Genomic DNA, 20,239 nt, shown 5'->3' on the forward strand with positions numbered 1-20,239 from the left:
GCGCCGGATCAGCCCTCCCTGGCGATGGGGTTTTCCGGCCAGGTGATCCAGTCACTCCAGCCCCCGGCATAGAGGCGGGGCAGTCCGAGAGAGGATTGCTCCGCCGCCAGTACATTCACACAGGCGGTGACCCCCGAACCGCAGTACATGATGCTGCGCTCGTCCACCCCGATCAGCAGTTCCGAAAGTTCACCGAGGGGACGCAGGGAGCCATCCTCACCGACGAGTTCCATCCACGGCATATTGAACGCTCCCGGGATATGTCCCGCCACGCGGTCAATCGGTTCATGCTTCCCGGCAAAACGCTCTGCCGCCCGGCAGTCAATGAGCAGTTCCGGCGCCGGTTTTTCCACCACGTCTTTCAGGGAAGCCAGCATTTCCTGCTGCACATCCGCCTCGAAGGCGGCCGGGACGCGGTCCGGAACCTCTTTCGTCACCTCGCCCCCGTTCGTCTGCCAGGCGCTGAAACCCCCATCGAGCACCTGCACGCGCTCATGTCCCATATACCGCAGCATCCACCAGAGTCGCGCAGCATAACAGCCGCCCTCATCGTCATACACCACGACATGCGTCCCGTTTCGTTCGACACCCAGGCGCGAAAACAGAACGGTCATGGCCTCGATGGACGGCAGTGGATGCCTGCCGCCATGCTCATGCAGCGGAGCGCAGAGATCGTCATCCAGCGACACATACGAAGCGCCCGGCAAATGTCCCCTCCCGTAGCGCACGCGTCCATCACCCGGATCTGCCAGGTCATACCGGCAGTCCAACCGCAGGACGGGGGTCTGCAGCTTCATCAGGTTGTCGACTGTAATCAACGGACGCATACGGGCACCTCTGGTGATGGATGAAGTATGGAAAGATAAAAAAATAGAACAATGGACATATGACCTCACGCGGTCATGTTTCCATCTTTCGATTTTTCCATTTTTTTATTGCCTGCCGCCTGCGGATGAACCATGCAAATCAGCCTGAATTCCGCAAATCCACCCCGAAATTATCCACTCCCCGATGCATGGATGGATTTGTGACCTTAAATCGCGGTAACATTTCAGGTGGTTAAAGCGTTTAGAAACAAGAAGTGCGATGTGAAGGACCCCTTCTTTCAATGATGGATAGACTCAACCTTCCTATCGAACAGGCTCAAGTAACGGCACCTCACAAAACGTCCTTCACGAATTGTCGCATTTCTGATGTAAGATCCCGGTCCCCCTCCTCTGGCCGGGATCTTTTTTGTTGCACGCCCGAGGATGCTGTTCTCCCCTGGGGTCTTCCTCACCCGAGGATGTTGTTCCCCACTTCCTGTTTTTACTGCGTTTAGCCTCTAATCGGTGATTTAAGACACTTTTTGTGGCAGTATCGTGTTATTTCACTGTCCATCACTTTCGCCCAGCCGTTCAGGTGCACAAGCATGCAGAAGCCTTACGCATTCTTTCTTTTCCCCCTGTTTTTTCTTCTCTCATTCACAGTCGCTGAGGCGCAGCAATTGCTGTGGGATACGACCGGTGTCGCCATCTGTACGGCAGACGGCTGGCAGCGTTATCCGCGCATGGTGACCGATGGCAGCCGTGGCGCCATCATCGTGTGGGAAGACATCCGCGAGGGTTCCGATGTCGGCATATACGCCGCGCGTGTGACGGAAAGCGGCGCAACCCCGTGGCAGCAGGATGGTGTGCAGCTGAGTGCTCCGACTGCGGGACAGCGCCTCGCCGGTATCGTCTCTGACGGCAGCGGCGGTGCGTTCATCGCGTGGTGGAACCGCGGCGGCGGAGACAGTGATATTTTCATGCAGCGCATCGACAGCAGTGGGAGTGCGCGCTGGCAGAGCGGCGGTATCACGATCTGCGATGCGGAGGGCAGGCAGGAATGGGCGGAAATGATCAGTGACGGTCGCGGGGGCGTGATTATCACCTGGCATGACACGCGAGGTGGAAACAACGACATCTACGCGCAACGCGTCAGTCGCGCGGGTGCGGCACGGTGGGATGCCAACGGTGTGGTGGTCAGCGCCGCGGATGGTGATCAGTCCTACCCCCAGCTTGCGACGGATCAGAACGGCGGGGCTTACGTGGCGTGGATGGATCGCCGGACGGAGGACGACATTTATGCACAGCATGTCCGCTCAAATGGAACAACCGGATGGGAAGAAGATCTTCCGGTCTGCGTCGAACCCAACCGACAGGTCGCGCCGAAAGTCGTTCCGTACGGTGCGGCATCCGTCGCCTTTTTCTGGCAGGACTACCGTCTCGGTCCGACCACCTCTTCCCTGTATCTCCAGGTCATCGACTCGCTCGGTGGGCGGTTGTACCAGTCCGACTACGAAGTCTCACAATCGGAAAACGCCCAGAGCGGCATGTTCCTGACCGATGACGGGGAACAGGGCGCGCTGGCGGTGTGGACCGACTACCGGCAGGGCGTCAGCGAAGGCAACGTATACATGCGCCGCATTGCGGCGGATGGCACGGTGATCGGGGATTTCGGCAATGCGCTCTGCGACGTCGGCGACACACAGGAGCGCGCCACGATGATATCGGACGGCAACGGCGGCGGTTTCGCTGTGTGGCAGGACAGGCGCAACACCTTCGATTATGATATTTACATGAACCGGATTTCCGCGCAGGGGCTGACAAATTACCCCGCCTGGAACAATCACGGCGGCGTGCTCGTCGTCAAGCACGACAACAACCAGCTCGGCCCACAGGTCATCGAAAGCGGTCCGGGCTACGCACTCATCTGCTGGTATGACGGAAGGACGCTCGATGGACAGGCAGATATTTACGCGCAGCGCGTGGCATGGGCTCCGAGCATGGCCTTCCCCGATACCGTGGATTTCGGCATTCAGAAACTCGGACTGACCGCATACGACACCGTGCGCGTTTTCAATGAAGGTGCCACGCCGATGATCATCAGCAACGTGCGCCGGGCAAGTGATCCGGGAAATACGCATCCGCGGGATTTCACGCTGTACCCCGATTTCCCCATTCCCGATACACTGCTGCACGGTGAGTACATGGATATCCCGCTTTCCTTCACCCCCGAGGGCACAGGCGACCGCTACTCCGAACTGCGCATCTCAAGCAACGCACCGCAGGATCCTGTCGTCATCCCGCTGATCGGCGTCGGCACCAATCCTGAACTCCGCGCGAAGAATGTGCATCAGTTCAACGTCACCAAGGTGGGCGCGGTCAATGAGGAAACGGTGCAGGACATGTTCACCAACACCGGCAGCGGCGTGCTGTTGATTACGGAAATCACGTTTGAAGGAAAAGACGCGGCGCGTTTCAGCCTGGGTCCAAACACCAGCCTCCCGCTGCGCGTCGAAGAAGGAAGCTCCATTCCTCTCACCCTCCGTTTCGCACCGGATGCCATTGCGACCTACGAAGCATCCATGGTTGTCAGCAGCAACGAAGGGCCGCAAAAGGAGACCGTGCGCCTCACCGGCTTTGGTGCCATGCCGTCGCTGAGCTTCATTCCCGTCGGACTCCATTTCGACAGCACCATGGAGACCCGTTCCGCAAAGGCCGATGTGCAGATTCGCAATACTTCGGGTGTCGTTCTCGTTGTGACGAACATTGAAATTACGGGAGAGGACGCGGATCAATTCTCTGTCGAGGCCACGCTGCCGATGCAGATCGCCGGTGAAGCGAACAAGCCGTTCACCGTTCATTTCTCCCCGACCAGCGTCGGCTTCAAGCGCGCGAAAATTGTGGTGACCTCCGACGCGACTTCCTCGCCCGACGATATGGTCGTCGACGGCGCGGCAACTGTGCTTGCGGCACCCGGCGCTCCATCCCCCTCGTCATTCGCCGTCGAATCCCTCTTCCCGCAGCCCCTGCGCGCAGGTCAGACCCTGCAGGTCCGTCTCGCGACCCCTTCGCCGCATAAGACACATCGTATCGAGCTCTACAATGTTCTCGGACGACAGCTCGCCACACTATACCGGGGAAGCCTCCCCGCTGAGAACGCAACACTGCAGCTGTCCCTGGCCGACGTCGATCTCGTCCCGGGCATCTATATCCTCCGCTTCCACAGCGGCAAGCAGACGCTCACCCGGCGCTTCAGCCTGATTCGCTGACAGTCGGCCTGAACCGAGGACGCGCGGGTATCGTCGAAATATCCCGGTTGCGGCTGAGTATGGAAAGATTGAAAAATGGAAACATGACGTAGAGGCTATGTTTCCATTTTTTCATCTTTTCATTTTTCCATGGCTCCCAGACCCGTACGACGTCCGCATTCCGTAGGCCGTCTGCATCCTCCAACCCGCTACTTCTTCCAGTAAAAGCCGCGGGCTTCGCGGTCGTGGCGGAAGCGGTCGAGTGCGGCAAAATCGGGGGTGATGCTGCGCACGGATTCCGATCCGATTGGCATGTAGAAACCGTCGGGATCGACCTGCGTAGTATCGGCAAAGCCGCCAACGCCGCTGGTACGGAGCTTCGGCAGTTCTGAATCGTGCGCCCAGTCGCTGATGCCGACGAAAAGTCCGAACTCATATGCGCGGCTGATGGCGAGATGCCGCCAGAGCCGGCGCGAGTAATCGGGTTCGGGTTTGCGCGTGACCGAAAGGGCAGGGACCAGCACGAGATCCGGCAGCGTTTCCGCCTGCAGAAAGAGGTCGCTGAACCAGAAATCCGCACACACCAGCACCATCACGCGCCTGCCGTTCACATCGAATTCCCCGAGCCGCGTGCCGGGATCGACACGGGTACGCTCATCGGCATAGGGCCGCAGCTTGTCATACCATCCCATCACCCTGCCATCCGGAGCGAACAGCGCGCCACTGTTCCGTTTCACCTCCCCGTCGAATTCATGAAAAGAACCGCCTAGCACATGGCAGCCCGCTTCGCGGGTCAGCATGCCGAGCACTTCCTCGTACTGCGCGCGCTCGTGCACAAACAGCGCATGCTCGGGCAGCACGAGAATATCCTCCGCATCGAATCCCCCTTCCACCGCATCCATCGACCGGCGAATCGCCTCCATCGAATGCGCAGTGTCAAAGGCCTTGAGTGTGGGTTGGGTGAGATGTATACGCATGGGGGAAATTACAGATTACAGATTACAGATTACAAATTTCAGATTTCAGATTTCAGATTTCAGATTTCAAACCCGGGAGGAGCAGGGATTGCTTCCCACGGTGTGTCCCCGGATGCTTGTCGGCGTCGTGGAAGCAATCCCTGGTGTGACAGAGTGTGGACTACGAATCTGCAATCTGCAATTTGCAATTTGAAATTTGAAATCAGCTGTCAGCCATCTACGGAAGTCAGTATGGTGACGACGATGTTCCGGCTTCCGCCATGCTCGCGGTGTTCACCGAGGTAGATGCCCTGCCAGGTGCCGAGGAGGAAGCGTCCGTCGCGGACGGGGACAAGCAGGCCGCTGCCGAGAAGTGATGCCTTGATATGCGCGGGCATGTCATCGGGTCCCTCCATCGTGTGACGGTAGTACGGGGCGTTTTCTGGAACGCTTTCGTTGAACCAGCGCTCGAAATCTCCGCGCACGGTGGGATCGGCGTTCTCGTTGAGTGTGAGTGAGGCGGACGTATGCAGAATGTGCATATGCGCGAGTCCCGCCTTCACCTCGCGCAGTTCCGGCAGCTGCTCGAGTATCTCGCCGGTCACGAGGTGGAAGCCGCGCGTCCTTGGGTGGAGGGTAAGGAGTTTCTGTATCATGTTGATGTGACTGTTCGTCGATGCAGTGTGGTGGTGTTTGGAAGCAATGGAAAGATAAAAAGATGGAAGGATGGAAACATTCCCGGCTGTGATATTTCCATTTTTCGATTGTTCCATCTTTCCATGCCGTCGCTGGCTACTACCGTTATACGTCCTTCCGGTGCGCAATCCTGACGACGACGATCACCACGCGGGCGTCCTCGATCTCGTACAGGATGCGGTACTGGCCGTTGCGGAGGCGGTATTGTTCGCGTGCGGTAAGTTTCTGGGACTGGGGAGGACGCGGATCGGTGCTAAGCCGTTCTATGGCTCGCAGGAGCATGGATACATCTTTCGATGGTATGCTGCGCAAATCCTTCAGGACGGACTTGCGAAAACGCAGCTCATAATTTGCCATGACGCCTGAGTTCCTTGAGCACGGCCTCGTATTCCATTGCAGGTTCTGCCGCGCGATCCCGGAACGACTGCAGATCCTCCTCATCCTCCGCGAGAAGAGTTCTTACGGCTTCGTTGACCAGCTCAGTCATGCTCTGCTGCGTTTCAATGGACTTCAGCTTCAGTGCCCGATGCAGTGCGGGATCGAGATATATGGTGGTACGCTTCACCGTCTGCTCCATCAGTAATTAAACTGCATGCAAACATACTAGCATTATGACATCATTATGTCAAAGTCCATTCATAATGCAGATTTTTTTGTTGCCGCCGTGATGCGTAATTTTGGAGTCCGTGGTGCGCTGTAATGCCATGGACGGGGAAATACATACAAGCAGAGAATGTCTGAAGACGAAAACCGTTATTTCGATAACAGTAATTCAGGAGTTATTCCATGTCGAACGCATATTTCAAAGTGCCGGAACCGGTGAACGAGCCGATCAAGGCCTATGCGCCCGGGAGCGCGGAAAAAGCCGAACTGAAAGCGAAAATGGCCGAGATGAAGGCCACACAGATTGACGTCCCTCTCATCATTGGCGGCGAGGAAATCCGCACCGGCGACACCGCCGAAATGCGTATTCCGCATGAGCACGGTCACGTGCTCGGTACCTACCACCGCGCCGGAGAGAAGGAAGTCGCGATGGCCGTCGAAGCGGCACTCGAAGCACAGAAAGCCTGGGCGGTGATGCCCTGGGAGCAGCGCGTTGCGATTTTCCTGAAGGCAGCGGATCTGCTGGCGGGACCCTGGCGTGCGACGATCAACGCCGCGACGATGCTCGGACAGTCCAAAACCGCCTTTCAGGCAGAAATTGACTCAGCCTGCGAATTGATCGACTTCTGGCGCTTCAATGCCTATTACATGGCTGAACTGATGAAGGATCAGCCGTATTCGCCCGCGGGCATGTGGAATCGCGTCGAATATCGCCCCCTCGAAGGCTTCGTCTTCGCCGTGACGCCGTTCAACTTCACGTCCATCGCCGGTAACCTGCCGACCTCCCCCGCCATCGTCGGCGGCGTCGCGCTGTGGAAGCCCGCATCGAGCGCAGTGTACTCGGCGTACTACCTGATGAAACTGCTCGAGGAAGCCGGACTGCCGAAGGGCGTGGTCAACTTCATCCCCGGCAGCGGCAGCAAGGTCGGCAACCCGGTACTCGCCAACCCCAACCTCGCCGGCATTCACTTCACCGGCTCCACCGCCGTGTTCCAGGGCATGTGGAAAACCGTCGGCGAAAACATTGCGAAGTACAAGTATTACCCGCGCATCGTCGGTGAAACGGGCGGGAAGGACTTCATCTTCGCGCACAACAGCGCCGATGTCGACGCGCTTGCCATCGCAGCCATTCGCGGCGCGTTCGAGTACCAGGGACAAAAATGCTCGGCCGCCTCGCGCATGTACATTCCGAAATCCATCTGGCCGGCATTCAAGGAGAAGTACGTCGCCGAAGTGGCACAGGTTAAAATGGGCGATCCCGAAAACTTCACGAATTTCATGAGCGCCGTTATCGACAAGGCCGCGTTCACCAGCATCACGTCGTATATCGATTACGCGAAGAATGCTGCGGATGCGGAAATCATCACCGGCGGCAGCTACGACGACAGCAAAGGCTACTTCATCGAGCCGACCACCATCGTGACCACCGACCCGAAGTTCAAGTCCATGGAGGAAGAAATCTTCGGTCCCGTACTGACGATTTACGTCTACGACGACGAGAAGTTCGAGGAGACGCTGGACCTCTGCGACAACACCTCGATGTACGCGCTCACCGGCGCCATCTGGGCGCAGGACCGCTACGCGCTTATTCAGATGGCTGACCGCCTGCGCAACGCCGCGGGGAACTTCTATATGAACGACAAGCCGACCGCGGCAGTCGTGGGTCAGCAGCCCTTCGGCGGCGGCCGCGCTTCGGGTACCAACGACAAGGCCGGCAGCGCCATGAACCTGTTGCGCTGGATGTCCGTCCGCACCCTGAAGGAAACCTTCGATCCCCCGAAAGACTGGCGCTATCCTTTCCTCGGTGAGGAATAAGCCAGAGCGCTTCTTCACCTGACCTTCCGGGCATCCCAACTTCGCTGACAGGCGACGTGCGGGGTGCCCGGTTTTTTTGTAACCGTCCCGTACAGATGGTGTTATATTACTGTATCCGATGAATACGCACTATCCGGAGGTTGGCATGCGCCTTCGTGTCATATTGATTTTCTCACTGCTGTTTTTCCCGGCCGTCTCCTCGGCACAATGGGAAGCACTGCCGGGACCCAACGGCGGCGTCCTGCAGTCCCTCACCACAACCTCGCAGGGCATGTTCCTCGCCGCCCAGTACGCGGGTCCCATCCTCTATTCGACGGACCAGGGACAGAACTGGACCGAGGCCTGGCGGGATTTCTGGACGTCGAATGTCGTCGAACTCGCCACTGCTCCTTCAGGACACGTGTTCGCGGCAAGCTATAACGGCATGTACCGTTCCATGGACGGCATGGCATGGGAGAAAACCGCCTTTTCCGATATCCCGACATCCATCGCCTTCGTCGGTGATGACGCATTGCTGGTCGGGGCCAGGGGACATGTGGAAATTTCCACGAACGACGGCGACAGCTGGGAGCTGAGCTACCCCTTCGCCAGTAACACGCGCAGTTTCAAAGTCGCCGTGGCCGATAATGGCAGCTGGTTCGCGGGCGCCTACCAGGTCGGTGTCGCGCGCAGCACGGACCAGGGACAGAGCTGGCAGCCGGTGGATGCCGCGCTGCCCAGCATTATCGTGTATTCCCTCAGCATGATCGACGGCAGCAGGCTGTTCGTCGGTCTTGCGAATGCCACGTACTACAGTCTCGACGGTGGCGATTCGTGGACGGCAGCCGACGGACTGCTCGGCACGAACGTATACCGCATACAACGCGTTTCTCCTTCCCTGCTCTTCGCGGAAAGCAGCAACGGTCTCTACGCCTCACAGGATGATGGGGCGACCTGGGAGCGCCACGCCGTGCAGGATATCAGCAATGTTTCCTCCGTACTGGTGTACGACGGCGGCCACGTGCTCGCCGCGGCGGACGGCCGTCTGCTGCGCTCAAGCGATCAGGGCTCAAGCTGGATACGCAGTGATGCCGGAATCCACGTGCCTGTCATCCAGGCGCTCCTGGTGGAAGAACAGGATCTCTGGGTGGGTTCGCTCGTCAGCGGGGTCTACCACTCCGCCGATCTCGGACAGAACTGGAATTATGCAGATTCTGCATATTCACCGTTTGCTGCGACGCAGATCAGCCGCATTTCCGACGGCACACTGTTTGCGATCACCCAGGATGCGGGACTCCGTCGCTCATTCGATAACGGCATACACTGGAGCAGAACTTCGGAACCACCGAGCGGCTACGATGTCAGTACCGTCGCGGAGTACGAGGCGGAGTTGCGCATGGTGGATTACAGCGGCACGGTCTATCGCTCTTCCGATCATGGCGATACGTGGATTCAGGTTGGCGTCCTGGAACCGGTGAGCGGACGCGTCAGCCGCGCGCAGCTGCTCGTCAGCACATTTGCGGATGCGGGAAGCATTTTTGCCGCTACGGACAGGGGACTGTTCCACAGCAGTAATGGCGGCGAGGACTGGACGCTGCTGCCTGTGTCCGGTATCAATCGTGACCTGACGCTGCTCGCCGAATCACGGCAGGGCAACCTGTATACTGCAACCTACCGCAGTCTTTTTCGATCTGACGACGGTGGTGCAACCTGGACCGAGGTGTATGCCTCTTCCGGACAGGCGCTGGCTTCCACCATCGCGATCAACCGGGAGGGACGCGTGTTCATCATCGATGATGGCATGATGTACAACAGTACCAATCTCGGACTGACATGGAATGTCGATCCCCCGCCCGCCGGCGTCACCGTACTCGCCATGCATGCATCCGGCGTGCTGTATGCCGGCAGTGAATATTCGGGCGTCTTCCGCTTCAGCCAGAACACCTCTACGGCCTCACCAGTCCCTGCAGCCCCTCGCTCGCCCGCCATCACCGACCTGTATCCGCAGCCCCTGCAAGCAGGCGCATCGCTGCATGTTTCGCTGCGCACCGAGGTGGAATCCGCACTGCAGCTGCGCGTGTACGACGCGGCGGGACGCCTGCGCCTCACCCGCAACAGGGAGTCCGGCACTGCAGGATCCCACATGCTGACCGTTGACACGCAGACTCTCCCTTCCGGTGCCTACGTGCTGGAACTGCAGTCCGTGCACGGGCGCAGTCAGCGCTCATTCATCATTACGCATTGAGCTCCGGTCGCCTTGCATTGAATACCGAAGTCGCGAAATCCTTCAATCATGCGTATACCGTCAATCACGCATGGCATCCCGGAAGCGTGTAGAAAAATATCGTATATTCAGTACCGATTAATCCGGTTCGTTCCCGGTATTCCACTCCATTCGCCATGAGTTCGGAGGCTGTTTTCATGCGCCTGATCGTTACCCTCTTCCTTCTCGCCTTTATCTCTACACAGACCTTTGCACAGGACAGTACCTGGTTCCGCATCATTTCGCAGGATGTCGGTTTCGGAAATGACACCAAGGCCCTGCGTATCAATGCCGCGGATTTCAACGGTGATCATTATCCGGACATCGCCGTCGTTCGCAGCACCTACAAACGGGGAGATATTCGCATTTATCTCAATGAACCCAATACGACGATGCCACCGGGTCCGACGCCGCCGCGCCGTTTTACGGACTGGACGCAGCAGAGCGGCATCAACCAGCATCCTTCACTCGACACCACGAAGAAATCAGAATGTATTTCGTTCGGTGACATGGACAATGACGGCGACCTCGACGTCATCAACGGTGTCTGGATGTACAACACGAACATCCCCTTTCGAGAGGACCGTTGCGAGGTCATGCTCAATGACGGCAACGCGGTATTCTCGCATGTGGCAAACGATGGTTTCGAAGATCTCGTCGATCCGCAAGACCCGCAGTGGGCAATCAGCGCTTCGGGTTTCTCCTACCTTGATTACGATTTTGACGGCATCCTTGATGTGTATGTCGCCGCATACTGGCGCACCCCAAATGGACCCTTCCATCCCGATCGCCTGATGAAAGGCAACGGCGACGGCACATTCACCAACGTCTCGCAAGATGCCCGCATCACCCTGTCCTGGCCCATGCAGGGAGCATCGGTGACGGACTGGAACAACGACGGCTGGCCCGATGTGATGACGTCGCCCTACTGCCGCAGTAACGGCAGCCTCATGCGCAACGAGCAGAACGGCAAGTTCCGCGAGGTGGGTCCCATGGTCGGCTACAACGCCCGCACGCTGCAGGGCGACAACGGACAGAACCTCTGCCAGTGGGGCGCCTACCCGTACGACTACGACAACGACGGGGATATGGACGTGCTGCAGGTGCTGGTGCACGGCGGACTCGATTCCGGTGAAGGACGCACGACGATCTCGCGCAACCTGGGTCCCGAAAACGACTACAAGCTCGTGCAGGAACTGGTGCGCCTGCATCGCAAAGACCCGCAGTCCTACCACCTCGGCAACATGGACGCCCAGTGGATTGACATGAACAATGACATGCTCGCCGACATCATCATCACCGAGTGTGAATATCTCGATGCGACGGACAGGCCATACTTCTATCTGCAGGCGCAGGACAACCAGTTCTATGACATTACGCCGGATCTCGGACTCATCGGGAAGATCCGCAGTCCCCACTCGCTCGAAGCCCTCGACTATGACCGCGATGGCGACTACGATATCGTCATGAACTCCAACCACTTCTCTGCGCAGGGTAACACCGACCGTGCCGACATGGTCTTCCTCGAGAACCGTATCGGAAATCAGAATAACTGGATCGGCGTGCAGTTGACGGGTCCTGCAGGCGTGAACCGCACTGCCGTCGGTGCGCGCGTGTACGTGTATGCCGGTGGTGTGCGGCAGATGCGCGAGGTACAGGCGGGACGCGGACATTTTTCCGGCCAGCAGCCACTGGAACTGCTTTTCGGTCTCGCACAGAACACCGTAGTCGACAGTATCGTCGTGCGCTGGCCGCGGCAGCCTTTCGCTCACACAACATTGACCGCCGTACCGGTCAACCAGTATATTGACATCGATGGCAGTGTGCTCTCCGCGGGTGATCCTCCCGCAGCCGGAAATCTGACGCTCGACATCTTCCCGCAGCCCGTCAGCGACCTGCTTCAGCTGCGCAGCAATGCCGGTGTGGGTGCCACTGTTCAGCTCTTCAACGCACTCGGACAGCAGGTGTACACCGGTCCCGCCTCCGCAGCATGGATCGATGTCTCCCGGCTGCGTCCCGGCATGTACCTGCTGCGCCTGGAAAACGGCAGCGAGGTTCGGAGCCAGCGCGTCTGCATCGTCCGCTGATTTTTGAGCGAGAACATGAAGGACCGTCTTAAAAGGACGGTCCTTCTTCTTTGCGCACAAACCATCTTCGCGCCACAATGGCGCGAAGCAGCAGCCAGAGTAGCGCGGAGAAAAGCAGGATATACAATCCGAAAAGTGTGCTGTTGAAGGAAATCAGTATGCCCTGCGCAATGATGGCCGGTGAAATATCGGTGGCCTGCAGAATTGCCGTTGCCGCCTGATACAGTCCCGTCAACTGCGCCGCAACACCGATCAGCACTGCGGCGAAACCCAGGTACAGCACGGTGTTGATCTGCGAACGTTCGACGGGCAATCCGCGCAAGCTTCGTGCAGCGCGCATTAGCGTAAGCAGCAATGCGGCGCAGCCGAACAGCAGTATCAGGTACATGAACGGTCCCCCGTTCGCGATAAATGTATTCATGATGAGCTCCTTGAGAGATGGTGCATGAAAAGGTGTGTCGATGAGTGTTCGTGTGCTCAGTGACATGACATTGTCGTCCGTCTTGTTGCCGACCTGGAGGAAACATACCATCGTGGAAACACCTGTTGTGGGAAATGCGCCGGATGTCTGCCGTCGCGCGCAATACGTGAGCCGAATCGCGACAGACGCCGTTTGACGTCGGCATTGCGCCACTCATCCCTCGTCCGCATACACTGATCGCATTTCTTACCTTCGCAATGAGCTACAGTGTAGATTGTTGCCATGCACGTATACGATGAACATACCGGTAACGGTGAGATCCCGGAGGCGTCCCTCCCTCTTCGCCTTCTCTTCCACCTTCTTTTCTGGCTGCTCGCCATGGGAATCATGTACCTGCTGTACGCGCGCCTGCTAGACAGCGGAAGCGCCGCGGCGTTCGTCCTTCTCTACACCCTGCCCGTGTACATCACGACAGTCTATGTCACGACTGGAATAACCATCCCCCGCACACTGCTTCGCCGCCGTTATGCGCGTTTCCTGCTGTACAGTGCATACACGGTACTGGGTGTGTTTTTCCTTCTCATTGTCGAATTCTTCCTGCTCGTACTCGGCGTGCTGCCGCTTCCTCCCCTGCAGGGATACACACCCCCACGCAACGCGGTCGACATTGTCGTGCTCTCGGCCGGCATCTTCGTGGTCACGCTGATGGCATCGGTGATCACGCTGCTCAGGCACTGGTATGCGGCCGACCGGCGGACGCAGAGACTGCGGCAGGAACGGCTCACTGCCGAGCTGGCCATGCTGCGCTCACAAGTGCATCCGCATTTCCTTTTCAATACGCTGAACAATCTGTATGCACTCACGCTGCAGAAATCGGACCGTGCATCCGAGGTCGTCCTCAAGCTTTCGGAATTGCTGGATTACATGCTCTATGAGAGCCGCAACGAATTCGTCTCCGTCGAGCGTGAAGTCCGTCTGCTGGAACATTACCTCGACCTCGAGCGCATGCGTCATGGTCCCCGGGTACGCATCAGCTGGGAGAACGATCTCCGCGCAGCACTGCCCGTCGCTCCGCTGCTTTTCCTTCCCATTGTGGAAAACTGTTTCAAGCACGGAGTGAGCAGGGACAGTGGCGATGCCTGGGTGGAAGTTGCACTTCGCGCAGGCAGTTCGGACATTCACTTCGAGGCGCGTAACAGTCTGCCTGCGGAACGCGAAGCATCAAAGCAGCAAGCGCCGGGAAGCGATGCGACGGAAAACGACGCGGCGGGTAGTGGCGGTATCGGACTGCGCAATGTGCGTGAGCGGCTGAACCTGCTGTATCCCGGACGCCATGATTTTTCCTTGACGACAACCGGCAATGTGTTTGAGGTCCGCCTCGATCTCTATCGTCTTTCAGAACAGTGAAGGTACCAGCGTGCCCGTTTCCTGCATGGTCGTTGATGACGAACCGCTGGCGAGAGAAGTGCTCGCCGCACATATCGCGCGCGTCGACACCCTTGCGCTGCAGGCGCAGTGCGAATCGGCTGACGAAGCCTTTTCCCGGCTGCAGAAGTCGCGCATCGATCTGCTGTTTCTCGATATCGAGATGCCGGGACTGAGCGGACTCGGACTGCTGCGATCCCTGCGCAATCCCCCTTCCGTCATCATCACGACGGCACACCGTGATTACGCGGTGGAAGGCTTCGACCTCGACGTCACCGATTACCTGCTGAAACCGATTTCCTTCGAGCGCTTTCTGCGCGCGGTGGAAAAGTACTTCGCGACTAAGGAGCAGCGCGACCGCGTGGATGCGGCGCCGCAGGCGGAAGAGGATGTGATCATGCTCAGGGCGGACCGCAAAATGCATCGCGTGCCGCTCAGCGACATCCTCTACCTCGAGAGCATGAAAGACTACGTGCGTGTGCGCACAACGCAGGGAAGTATCACCGTGCGCAGTACCATTGCGGCGCTTGAGCAGGAGCTTCCCGAAGGACGTTTCCTGCGCATTCATCGCGGCATCATCGTTGCCATCGCGCGCATCGACGCCTTCACGACGCACAGTGTGGAGATCGGTACGCATGAGCTGACTATCGGACGCAATTACCGGGCAGCGGCATTGCAGGTTCTTCAAAACACAAAGGAAATCTGAGCAGCTGATGTCCCTCACCCGCGCAGCACAGCTGATACGCAATGCCGGACACCTGACTGCCTTCACGGGCGCGGGCATTTCCGTGGAAAGCGGCATCCCGCCCTTCCGGGGGAATGACGGACTCTGGAGCCGCTACGACCCGCGCAGCCTGGACATCGAGTATTTCCATGCGCACACGGAAGCAGCCTGGCGCGTCATCCGGGAAATTTTCTACGATTTCTTCGGGGAAGCGCGTCCCAACGATGCCCATATCGTGCTTGCGGAACTCGAGCGGCAGGGGATGCTAAGGGCGGTGATCACACAGAACATCGACAACCTGCATCAGGAAGCCGGGAGCGAAAAGGTGATCGAGTTTCACGGGAATTCACAGGTGCTGCTCTGCCTCGATTGCGGTGTGCGGACTCCCGCCAGCAATGTGGACCTCCGGCAGCTGCCTCCGCACTGCAGCTGCGGGGGACTTTTCAAACCTGATTTCGTGTTTTTCGGGGAAATGATACCGGATGAGGCCCGGAGGGCGGCGTTCCGGCAGGCGGAGCTGTCAGATGTATTTTTACTGATTGGAACGACGGGTGAGGTGATGCCGGCGAATCTCGTGCCGGAGGAAGCAAAGCGCCGCGGAGCCGCTATCATCGAAGTGAATACCGAGCCATCCCTTTACACCCACCGCATAACGGATATTTTTCTCGAGGGAAAAGCGGCCGCGGTCATGCGCGGCCTGGCTGATGAGGTGAAGCGCACGGGATAATGGCGTGCATCAGCGCAGGAAATACACCGCGACGATAATTCCGAAGAGAACGATGCCTGCAACCACCGAGATAATAACATACTTCCTGCGCTCAGGAGGAATGATATCGACCGGTCCGGCATCGGGAAGATGCTTCTTCACCCAGATCTGTCCCAGCGCGATGCCATAGGTGACACCGGTTCCCGCCCCGATTGCGATACCGATCGCGAGATTCTTGAGAGCGAGACCAAGTGGAATCCCGATCGCCACACCGTACAGCATCCCCATGATCAGTCCCCTCTGCTGCCAGTACTCCACGGTTTTTTTCTTTTCGTCGTTACTCATGCTTTTATCTCATTAATAAACAGGCCTTCCCTCTAAACGGGGAAATTCCTGATTTGTTGCAACGGTTGCTGGATTGCACGTCATCCAGTATCCGTTTCAGAATCTGCAATAACCGATATCAGGTCGTTGCGGCAGCGGCATCCTCAGGCTTCTTCACGATGATTCCGAGAAGCACACCGGCGAGGAGTCCCTGGACGGTGGAGCCGAGGAACCAGCCGAAGGCCATCCAGTACGGGATGGGCATGTACGCGTAGGTGCCGTAGCCCATTGCCGTACCGACACCGAGACCGAAGAGCAGTCCGTAGATGACAGCATTCTTCATGTTCTTCGGCTTGATCAGCCATCCGTAGACGGCAACGAAGAAGAACGCGGAAATGAAGCTCGCAAGGTAGCCCGAGGCGAATTTCACTTCGGCCATCGGACGCCACAGCTCTTTCGTCTGTTCGTACATGGCGCCGAGTAGCAGTCCGTGAATCACGAAATCGAGACCTGCCCAGAGAATGAAAACGGCGAGAGCGGCAAGCAGGATGCGCAGGAACATGGGGACTCCTGTGAAATGATGGATCGGTGGGGGATGCAGGGAATATATCCTTCCATATCCCTGCGATCAAGCGTTCGAGCACCAGGGAGCAAACAGAACGCCCCGCGCTGCGTGGGGAGCAGGCGGGGCGCTGGAAAACCTGGTTGGCGAAAGGGTCAGGCGGGGATTTCCTCACCAATGTCGATATGCTCGACCCAGCCGAAGGGATCCTCGAGTTCGCCGTACTGAATACCCGTGATGGTATCGTAGAATTTCTGGGCGACGGGACCGATTGTGCCGCCATTAATCTTGATCGCCTCGTCGCGGTAGACAAGTTCGCCGACCGGGGAAATCACTGCGGCGGTGCCGGTACCAAAGGCTTCCTTGAGCGTACCGTCGCGGTGGGCGGACATGATTTCCTCGATGGAAATGCCGCGCTCGGAAACCTTCATGCCCCAGTGGCGGGCCAGTTGCAGGACGGAGTCGCGGGTGATGCCCGGCAGAATGGAACCCTGATCGAGCGGCGGTGTGATCAGTTCGTCACCGATCAGGAACATGATATTCATGGCACCGATTTCATCGACCAGCTCGCGGGAAACGGCTTCGAGGAAAAGTACCTGCGCGAAGCCTTCCGCTTTCGCTTCCATACCCGCACGCAGACTGGCGGCGTAATTCGCTGCGGTTTTCGCCTGTCCCACACCACCACGCACTGCGCGCACATGCTGCTCGTCCACTTTGATACGCACCGGGTTGATGCCCTCCGCGTAGTACGAAGCCACCGGCGAAGTGATGACGAGGAAGCGATACTTGTCCGACGCATGCACGCCGAGGAAGTTGCCCGTACCGAAGGAAAGGGGACGGATGTAGAGCGAGTGTCCGCGTTCGCGGGGAATGAAATCCTGATCGAGCTTGACCAGCTCACGGATACCGTCCACGAACAGCTCTTCGTCCAGCGTCGGAATGCACACCGCCGTGGCGGAATTGTTCATACGCTTCGCGTTCATGTAGGGACGGAAGAGATTGAGTCCGCCCTTGGCGGAGCGATAGGCCTTCATGCCCTCGAAAATGGTCTGCCCGTAATGCAGCGTGCAGTTGGCGGGATCGATGGACATCGGGGCATACGGCTCGATGCGTGGTTCCCCCCAGGCTCCGTCGGCATAGTCGACCACGAACATGTGGTCAGACATGTACCGGCCGAAACCGAGATTATCGTAGGGAATGTCGTGAATACGCGTACGTTCTGCCCGGGTAATCTTCAGGTTTTCCATAACAACTCCTTAAAGCTATTTTTTTGACCCACCGAAAAAGGAGGCGATCCAGAGAAAGACCACAGCTCCCGCAGTTGCCACAAACAGGCTCCATGCATTGAAACCCGTCACGGACTCCTCACCGAGATAGGAGAAAATCAGTCCCCCGACGACGCTACCGATCACGCCGACAAAAACATTGAACAGGCAGCCTTTCTGCACGCCCACGCCCGTGACGTTTTTGGCGATCCAGCCTGCCAGTCCACCGAGAATAATCCATCCCAGGATACCCATTTCTTTACTCCTGTCCGGTTACAACGGGTGGGATATGAAATATAGCGCTCAGCGCCCGTGGAAGCAACGTTTCGCCCAACGCGCGAAGCGGAAAAGGACAACATCCAACCAGGTGGGAACTTTCAACACAAACATACATGTTGAGTATCTGTCTAGCATATAGAGCCATTTACTTAGACGCTTATTATACGGACGGTATGTTTTACACTATCAAGAAAGAGTCCATCATGAAATACAACATTTTTCTATTCGCTATCGCGATGTTGCTGACTGCAAGCTCGCTACAGGCCCAGACAGCCCGTCTTCAGGTGATTCACAATGCCGCCGATCCGGCAGCCGCTTCCGTTGATATCTATGTCAACGGCGCGCTCTTCCAGGATGATTTTGCCTTCCGCACGGCAACGCCGTACGTGGATGTCCCTGCCGAAGTGCAGCTCTCGATCGGCGTTGCGCCGGGCAGCAGCACCGGTGCGCAGGATATCATTGCATCCTTCGACGTCACGCTCGATGATGGAAAAACTTATATCGCCGTCGCCAACGGCGTGCTCGATCCGATGACTTTCGCCGCAAACCCGGACATGAAGGATATTGGCTTCACGCTCTTCACCTCTGACGCGGGACGCGAGAGCGCCGTCAACTCCGGTGAGGTCGATCTCAAGGTTCTGCACGGAGCCACCGATGCTCCTGCCGTGGACGTGATCGCTCGCGGCGTGGGCACGCTCGTCGATGACGCCGCCTATGGCGACATGACCCCGTACTTCTCCGTCCCTGCCGCCAGCTATACGCTTGACATCACGCCGGCGATGGACAACAACACCGTCGTCGCCAGCTTCACCGCTGACCTTTCCGGACTCGCGGGCGGCGCTGCCGTCGTCTTCGCCTCCGGCTTCCTCGCACCCGAAGGCAATCAGAGCGGTCCCGCTTTCGGACTCTTCGCCGCCCTGCCAGATGGTAACGTCGTCGCACTTCCGGTCGCCAGGGAATCGTCCGCCCGTCTTCAGGTGATTCACAATGCCGCCGATCCGGCTGCCGCTTCCGTTGATATCTATGTCAACGGCGCGCTCTTCCAGGATGATTTTGCCTTCCGCACGGCAACGCCGTACGTGGATGTCCCTGCCGAAGTGCAGCTCTCGATCGGCGTTGCGCCGGGCAGCAGCACCGGTGCGCAGGATATCATTGCATCCTTCGACGTCACGCTCGATGATGGAAAAACTTATATCGCCGTCGCCAACGGCGTGCTCGATCCGATGACTTTCGCCGCAAACCCGGACATGAAGGATATTGGCTTCACGCTCTTCACCTCTGACGCGGGACGCGAGAGCGCCGTCAACTCCGGTGAGGTCGATCTCAAGGTTCTGCACGGAGCCACCGATGCTCCTGCCGTGGACGTGATCGCTCGCGGCGTGGGCACGCTCGTCGATGACGCCGCCTATGGCGACATGACCCCGTACTTCTCCGTCCCTGCCGCCAGCTATACGCTTGACATCACGCCGGCGATGGACAACAACACCGTCGTCGCCAGCTTCACCGCTGACCTTTCCGGACTCGCGGGCGGCGCTGCCGTCGTCTTCGCCTCCGGCTTCCTCGCACCCGAAGGCAATCAGAACGGTCCCGCTTTCGGACTCTTCGCCGCATTGCCGGATGGTAACGTGCTGAATCTTTCCTCCGTCACTTCGGTGGAAAACAATGCACCGCCTACCCCGGTGAAAGCCATGAGCATTTTCCCGAATCCTGCGCGTGAGCAGACGACACTGCGATTCTCCCTCGAGACTAATGCCGCGGTAACGATGCGCGTGTACGATTTGAGCGGACGCGAAGTATTCATGGTCGACAAGGGACAGCTCTCCCCGGGCAGCTACAATGCGACCTTGAACACCGCGTCTCTTTCCCCCGGTGTGTACCGCGCACTTCTCTCCACTCCGACCGGCGTTTCATCCACGATGGTCTCCGTTATTCGATAACAGGTGAATGCCGGTGCGCAGAAAAGCCCTCACCTTCGGGTGGGGGCTTTTCAATTTCAGCCGTGGAATGGGGAAAACGCGGCCCGGAAGCAATTTTAGGGCACGTTAAAATATTATTTTAACATACCCTAAAATTCAGAATT

The 20,239-nt window shown here is 58.1% G+C and carries 18 protein-coding genes; 8 read left to right on the forward strand and 10 right to left on the reverse strand.

The features are described from left to right. Positions 1-8: 8 nt before the first annotated feature. Positions 9-827, reverse strand: coding sequence for a sulfurtransferase (locus KQI65_01130; protein MCB2203322.1), 819 nt, complete (start codon positions 825-827; stop codon positions 9-11). A gap of 584 nt (positions 828-1,411) precedes the next feature. On the opposite strand from KQI65_01130, the gene KQI65_01135 reads away from it, so the two are divergent. Beyond that, entirely contained in the window at positions 1,412-4,075 is a 2,664-nt protein-coding gene (locus tag KQI65_01135; protein ID MCB2203323.1) for a choice-of-anchor D domain-containing protein, read from the forward strand. A 188-nt stretch (positions 4,076-4,263) separates the two neighbouring features. On the opposite strand, the gene KQI65_01140 is transcribed toward KQI65_01135, so the two are convergent. The 4 genes from KQI65_01140 to KQI65_01155 all read right to left on the reverse strand — a co-directional run bounded on the left by KQI65_01140 (position 4,264) and on the right by KQI65_01155 (position 6,283). Then, the gene (locus KQI65_01140) at positions 4,264-5,031 is read right to left on the reverse strand and encodes a carbon-nitrogen hydrolase family protein (protein MCB2203324.1); all 768 of its coding nucleotides are present in this window, start codon (positions 5,029-5,031) and stop codon (positions 4,264-4,266) included. A gap of 209 nt (positions 5,032-5,240) precedes the next feature. Continuing rightward, positions 5,241-5,666 carry a secondary thiamine-phosphate synthase enzyme YjbQ gene (locus KQI65_01145; GenBank protein ID MCB2203325.1) on the reverse strand — a complete coding sequence of 142 codons (426 nt, stop codon included), beginning with the start codon at positions 5,664-5,666 and terminating at the stop codon, positions 5,241-5,243. A gap of 145 nt (positions 5,667-5,811) precedes the next feature. Beyond that, entirely contained in the window at positions 5,812-6,063 is a 252-nt protein-coding gene (locus tag KQI65_01150; protein MCB2203326.1) for a type II toxin-antitoxin system mRNA interferase toxin, RelE/StbE family, read from the reverse strand. After that, positions 6,050-6,283: a CopG family transcriptional regulator gene (locus tag KQI65_01155; protein ID MCB2203327.1), complete on the reverse strand. Its 234-nt coding sequence runs from the start codon at positions 6,281-6,283 to the stop codon at positions 6,050-6,052. The genes KQI65_01150 and KQI65_01155 overlap by 14 nt, the downstream gene beginning before the upstream one ends. Before the next feature lie 209 nt (positions 6,284-6,492). Here KQI65_01155 and pruA point away from each other — a divergent pair, with 209 nt between their 5' ends. The 3 genes from pruA to KQI65_01170 all read left to right on the forward strand — a co-directional run bounded on the left by pruA (position 6,493) and on the right by KQI65_01170 (position 12,453). After that, positions 6,493-8,124: an L-glutamate gamma-semialdehyde dehydrogenase gene (gene pruA / locus KQI65_01160; protein MCB2203328.1), complete on the forward strand. Its 1,632-nt coding sequence runs from the start codon at positions 6,493-6,495 to the stop codon at positions 8,122-8,124. Between the two features lie 145 nt (positions 8,125-8,269). Continuing rightward, positions 8,270-10,348: a T9SS type A sorting domain-containing protein gene (locus KQI65_01165; protein ID MCB2203329.1), complete on the forward strand. Its 2,079-nt coding sequence runs from the start codon at positions 8,270-8,272 to the stop codon at positions 10,346-10,348. 176 nt (positions 10,349-10,524) lie between these two features. Further along, entirely contained in the window at positions 10,525-12,453 is a 1,929-nt protein-coding gene (locus tag KQI65_01170) for a VCBS repeat-containing protein (GenBank protein ID MCB2203330.1), read from the forward strand. A gap of 28 nt (positions 12,454-12,481) precedes the next feature. On the opposite strand, the gene KQI65_01175 is transcribed toward KQI65_01170, so the two are convergent. Then, complete coding sequence (locus tag KQI65_01175) at positions 12,482-12,985, reverse strand: hypothetical protein (protein ID MCB2203331.1); 504 nt, start codon at positions 12,983-12,985, stop codon at positions 12,482-12,484. 171 nt (positions 12,986-13,156) lie between these two features. On the opposite strand from KQI65_01175, the gene KQI65_01180 reads away from it, so the two are divergent. Genes KQI65_01180 through KQI65_01190 form a run of 3 tightly spaced genes read left to right on the forward strand, consistent with a single transcriptional unit; the run spans position 13,157 to position 15,750 of the window. Beyond that, positions 13,157-14,281, forward strand: coding sequence for a sensor histidine kinase (locus KQI65_01180; GenBank protein ID MCB2203332.1), 1,125 nt, complete (start codon positions 13,157-13,159; stop codon positions 14,279-14,281). Next, the gene (locus tag KQI65_01185) at positions 14,235-15,005 is read left to right on the forward strand and encodes a LytTR family DNA-binding domain-containing protein (protein MCB2203333.1); all 771 of its coding nucleotides are present in this window, start codon (positions 14,235-14,237) and stop codon (positions 15,003-15,005) included. The genes KQI65_01180 and KQI65_01185 overlap by 47 nt, the downstream gene beginning before the upstream one ends. Before the next feature lie 7 nt (positions 15,006-15,012). Next, positions 15,013-15,750, forward strand: coding sequence for an NAD-dependent deacylase (locus KQI65_01190; GenBank protein MCB2203334.1), 738 nt, complete (start codon positions 15,013-15,015; stop codon positions 15,748-15,750). 9 nt (positions 15,751-15,759) lie between these two features. On the opposite strand, the gene KQI65_01195 is transcribed toward KQI65_01190, so the two are convergent. From KQI65_01195 to KQI65_01210, 4 genes are all read right to left on the reverse strand, one after another. After that, the gene (locus tag KQI65_01195; GenBank protein ID MCB2203335.1) at positions 15,760-16,074 is read right to left on the reverse strand and encodes a hypothetical protein; all 315 of its coding nucleotides are present in this window, start codon (positions 16,072-16,074) and stop codon (positions 15,760-15,762) included. 118 nt (positions 16,075-16,192) lie between these two features. Then, complete coding sequence (locus KQI65_01200) at positions 16,193-16,615, reverse strand: DUF2964 family protein (protein MCB2203336.1); 423 nt, start codon at positions 16,613-16,615, stop codon at positions 16,193-16,195. A 155-nt stretch (positions 16,616-16,770) separates the two neighbouring features. Continuing rightward, positions 16,771-17,862, reverse strand: coding sequence for a branched-chain amino acid aminotransferase (locus tag KQI65_01205; protein ID MCB2203337.1), 1,092 nt, complete (start codon positions 17,860-17,862; stop codon positions 16,771-16,773). A 15-nt stretch (positions 17,863-17,877) separates the two neighbouring features. Further along, positions 17,878-18,135 carry a GlsB/YeaQ/YmgE family stress response membrane protein gene (locus tag KQI65_01210; GenBank protein ID MCB2203338.1) on the reverse strand — a complete coding sequence of 86 codons (258 nt, stop codon included), beginning with the start codon at positions 18,133-18,135 and terminating at the stop codon, positions 17,878-17,880. 227 nt (positions 18,136-18,362) lie between these two features. Between KQI65_01210 and KQI65_01215 the strand changes: the two genes are divergently transcribed. Beyond that, entirely contained in the window at positions 18,363-20,096 is a 1,734-nt protein-coding gene (locus KQI65_01215) for a DUF4397 domain-containing protein (protein MCB2203339.1), read from the forward strand. The last annotated feature ends 143 nt before the right edge of the window (positions 20,097-20,239 follow it).

It is taken from the genome of bacterium, from assembly GCA_020444325.1.
GTDB lineage: Bacteria > Bacteroidota > Ignavibacteria > SZUA-365 > SZUA-365 > BM516.

Excerpts from the sequence above, each read along its gene's own strand:
- KQI65_01130 (MCB2203322.1), bottom strand. The coding sequence starts at position 827 with ATGCGTCCGTTGATTACAGTCGACAACCTGATGAAGCTGCAGACCCCC.
- KQI65_01135 (MCB2203323.1), top strand. The coding sequence starts at position 1,412 with ATGCAGAAGCCTTACGCATTCTTTCTTTTCCCCCTGTTTTTTCTTCTC.
- KQI65_01140 (MCB2203324.1), bottom strand. The coding sequence starts at position 5,031 with ATGCGTATACATCTCACCCAACCCACACTCAAGGCCTTTGACACTGCG.
- KQI65_01145 (MCB2203325.1), bottom strand. The coding sequence starts at position 5,666 with ATGATACAGAAACTCCTTACCCTCCACCCAAGGACGCGCGGCTTCCAC.
- KQI65_01150 (MCB2203326.1), bottom strand. The coding sequence starts at position 6,063 with ATGGCAAATTATGAGCTGCGTTTTCGCAAGTCCGTCCTGAAGGATTTG.
- KQI65_01155 (MCB2203327.1), bottom strand. The coding sequence starts at position 6,283 with ATGGAGCAGACGGTGAAGCGTACCACCATATATCTCGATCCCGCACTG.
- pruA (MCB2203328.1), top strand. The coding sequence starts at position 6,493 with ATGTCGAACGCATATTTCAAAGTGCCGGAACCGGTGAACGAGCCGATC.
- KQI65_01165 (MCB2203329.1), top strand. The coding sequence starts at position 8,270 with ATGCGCCTTCGTGTCATATTGATTTTCTCACTGCTGTTTTTCCCGGCC.
- KQI65_01170 (MCB2203330.1), top strand. The coding sequence starts at position 10,525 with ATGCGCCTGATCGTTACCCTCTTCCTTCTCGCCTTTATCTCTACACAG.
- KQI65_01175 (MCB2203331.1), bottom strand. The coding sequence starts at position 12,985 with ATGGTATGTTTCCTCCAGGTCGGCAACAAGACGGACGACAATGTCATG.
- KQI65_01180 (MCB2203332.1), top strand. The coding sequence starts at position 13,157 with ATGCACGTATACGATGAACATACCGGTAACGGTGAGATCCCGGAGGCG.
- KQI65_01185 (MCB2203333.1), top strand. The coding sequence starts at position 14,235 with ATGTGTTTGAGGTCCGCCTCGATCTCTATCGTCTTTCAGAACAGTGAA.
- KQI65_01190 (MCB2203334.1), top strand. The coding sequence starts at position 15,013 with ATGTCCCTCACCCGCGCAGCACAGCTGATACGCAATGCCGGACACCTG.
- KQI65_01195 (MCB2203335.1), bottom strand. The coding sequence starts at position 16,074 with ATGAGTAACGACGAAAAGAAAAAAACCGTGGAGTACTGGCAGCAGAGG.
- KQI65_01200 (MCB2203336.1), bottom strand. The coding sequence starts at position 16,615 with ATGTTCCTGCGCATCCTGCTTGCCGCTCTCGCCGTTTTCATTCTCTGG.
- KQI65_01205 (MCB2203337.1), bottom strand. The coding sequence starts at position 17,862 with ATGGAAAACCTGAAGATTACCCGGGCAGAACGTACGCGTATTCACGAC.
- KQI65_01210 (MCB2203338.1), bottom strand. The coding sequence starts at position 18,135 with ATGGGTATCCTGGGATGGATTATTCTCGGTGGACTGGCAGGCTGGATC.
- KQI65_01215 (MCB2203339.1), top strand. The coding sequence starts at position 18,363 with ATGAAATACAACATTTTTCTATTCGCTATCGCGATGTTGCTGACTGCA.